We start from the raw sequence: 2,865 nt of genomic DNA on the forward strand, positions 1-2,865 counted from the left end.
AATTACATATAGAATTATTGGGCGTGTAAAAACTAAATATGATTTTGATGAAATAGGCGAAAAACATATTAAAGCATTAAGCGAAGCTATTGACTGCTTAAAAAGTTGCATTTCGGTATGGCAAATGAATGATATATTTTCTAATCAAACAAAACGCACAAATGCTGGCGCTGCTCAGTCAATTAGTAGAACAAAAATAAAAATAGTTAATAAAAAACCATATTTTTTGAATACAAATACCGCTTGTTATTTAATAAGATTAAAGAAAGAAAAACTTTATATTTTACCAGATATTATAATAATTATTAATAAAAAAGTTGTTAACGCATTTAATATAAAAGATTTAAAAATTACCGTTTCAGATATAAATTTTATTGAAGATATCGCTCCAAATGATGCCGAGATTTTATCTTATACTTGGCAGTTTGTAAATAATAATGGCACACCAGATAAAAGATATAAAAATAATCGCCAACTTCCGATATGTCATTATGGAGTGTTAAGCTTTCAAACTGATGCAGGATTTAATACCAAGTTATGCATTTCTAATTATTCAAAAGTGCTTAATTTTAAGCAGATTATTGAAAATATGAATAGCTAAAACATCTAAAATTAAAATTATTTTCCAATATAATCTTTTTGAGAAAACATAGAGTTTTTAACTACACTATATTTTATAAGTAAAAAATCTCTTTCATAATTAACTTATCAATGTTATAATATATTCCGTTAATAAAAACCAATATTTAAGGATTTATAATGAATAAAAATTATTTTAAATTTGTTTTAATATTTTTTTATATTTTTAATTTCAATATTTTGAATGCCGAAATAATTCTTTCTTTTGTGGGCGATGTGATGACGGGAAGCGATTATCCCGATAGAAGTTATTTGCCGCCGAACGAAGGGAAAGATATATTTAAAAGCGTGGAAAATTATTTCAGAAACTCCGACATTAATTTTGCAAATTTGGAAGGAGCGATAGCGAACACAAATACGCAGTCGTCAAAACGAAGCAAAAATTCTTACGCTTTTCGCATGCCTCCTTACATGGCAAACAGAATAGCCGAAGCGGGTTTCAATATCGTGGCGGTTGCAAATAATCATTCGAGAGATTTTGGAGACAAAGGCTATAAACAAACGCAGGAATATGTTCAAAACGCGGGAATAAAAATTGTCGGAAATATTTTAAATACCGCGTCTTTTATGGAAATTAAAAATAAAAAAATAGGATTTTTGGCTTTCTATTATTTTTCTTACGCGAATAATTCTATTCAAGATATAGCGTCCGCAAAAGCGCTGGTTGAAAAAACAAAAAAAGAATGCGATTTTCTTGTAGTTAGTTTTCATGGCGGGGCGGAAGGCAGAAATATGTATAGAGTGCCGAAATCAACCGAAATGTTTTACGGCGAAAATAGAGGCGATGTTTATAAATTCGCAAGAGCGGTAAGCGATTCGGGAGCGGATTTAATAATCGGGCATGGTCCTCATGTTTTAAGAGCGATGGAAATTTACAACGATTCTTTTATAGCCTATTCTCTCGGAAATTTTGTCGGATATAAACAATTTTCTTTGGCGGGAAATAACGGAATAAGCGCGATATTGCAAATAAAATTAAACGATAATTTAAAAATCGATTCGGCTAAAGTAATTCCGATTAAACTTATAAACGGAGGAATTCCTAGCGTTGATAGTTCAAAAGAGGCGATAAATAAACTCAATAATTACGCAGATTTGGATTTTCCAAATAGCGGAGTAAAATTTGATTCGGAAGGCGAAGCGATTTTAAATAAAAAATAATAAAAATAATTAAATAAATTTTTGATAAAATTAATTGGAGTATTTTAATGAAAATTTCGCATGTGGCTATGTGGGTTAAAGATATAGAAAATATTAAAGATTTTTATGTGAAATATTTTAATTGCAAATGCAACGACAAATATATTAACGATAAAAAATGTTTTGAATCTTATTTTCTTTCGTTTGAAGATAATTCAAAATTGGAAATAATGAATATAAAAGATATAAAAGAATTAAATAAAGAAAATAATTTTTACGGTTTCGCTCATATTGCAATATCGGTTGGAAGCAAAGACAAAGTCGACAGCCTTACAAAAATTTTAGAAAATGACGGCTATATAGTCGCGTCAAATCCGCGAACTACGGGAGACGGATATTACGAAAGCGTTATATTAGACCCAGAAAATAATAAAATAGAAATTACGATTTAAATTAATTTAGGAGATATTTTATATATTGGAGATATTATGGGAACTTTAGAAAATATGGATATAAATAATATTGCAAATTCAAACGGCAGAATAACCAAAGAAGAAGCGAGAGAAAAAATTTATAAAGATAAAAATATTGAAAAGGCGATTAAAGAAGGAGTCGAAAATTTTCTCGATAATATAGAATTAAAAAAATATTCTTCAGAATCTGGCGCTTACTCGGAATACGAATATTTAAATAATTTTGTTTTAATCACAACCGAAGTTTTGGATAACGGCTACATTCTCTCCGACATTCATATAGATGTCAATATGATAGTGAACGATTATTTTTTGAACGCGGATAATAAAAAAGAAAAATACATCGCTTTGAATAATAATTATTTAATCGGACTCAATTTAAAATTCTTCTTAAAAAATATAGAAGACGATATTGAGGATATTCAAGTGAGATATTTTAGTATTTACGGTTTTAGCGATAATAAAAAATAACAATTTATATGAACGAATAACTAATAAAAGATACTCGTTCATATATAATCATTATCAAATTTTAAATACCAATTCTTTCTGATTTTTCTTGGCATCTAAAGTATATATATTTCCATTATAATGCAGAGTCGCTTTCCAATCA

Annotated in this window: 4 protein-coding genes; all 4 read left to right on the top strand. The window is 28.4% G+C overall.

The genetic code is table 11. The features are described 5' to 3' along the window. Positions 1 to 601: hypothetical protein (locus tag ACR0QS_RS12495; RefSeq protein ID WP_432633782.1), on the top strand; the 601-nt coding region annotated here is incomplete at its 5' end. A 158-nt stretch (positions 602 to 759) separates the two neighbouring features. Then, complete coding sequence (locus tag ACR0QS_RS12500; protein ID WP_432633783.1) at positions 760 to 1,800, top strand: CapA family protein; 1,041 nt, start codon at positions 760 to 762, stop codon at positions 1,798 to 1,800. A gap of 47 nt (positions 1,801 to 1,847) precedes the next feature. Beyond that, the gene (locus tag ACR0QS_RS12505) at positions 1,848 to 2,231 is read left to right on the top strand and encodes a VOC family protein (protein WP_432633784.1); all 384 of its coding nucleotides are present in this window, start codon (positions 1,848 to 1,850) and stop codon (positions 2,229 to 2,231) included. A 36-nt stretch (positions 2,232 to 2,267) separates the two neighbouring features. Further along, complete coding sequence (locus tag ACR0QS_RS12510) at positions 2,268 to 2,723, top strand: hypothetical protein (RefSeq protein ID WP_432633785.1); 456 nt, start codon at positions 2,268 to 2,270, stop codon at positions 2,721 to 2,723. Positions 2,724 to 2,865: the final 142 nt, after the last annotated feature.

The sequence above is a fragment of the Brachyspira sp. genome (genome assembly GCF_050873525.1).
GTDB lineage: Bacteria > Spirochaetota > Brachyspiria > Brachyspirales > Brachyspiraceae > Brachyspira.

Excerpts from the sequence above, each read along its gene's own strand:
- ACR0QS_RS12510 (WP_432633785.1), top strand. The coding sequence starts at position 2,268 with ATGGGAACTTTAGAAAATATGGATATAAATAATATTGCAAATTCAAAC.
- ACR0QS_RS12505 (WP_432633784.1), top strand. The coding sequence starts at position 1,848 with ATGAAAATTTCGCATGTGGCTATGTGGGTTAAAGATATAGAAAATATT.
- ACR0QS_RS12500 (WP_432633783.1), top strand. The coding sequence starts at position 760 with ATGAATAAAAATTATTTTAAATTTGTTTTAATATTTTTTTATATTTTT.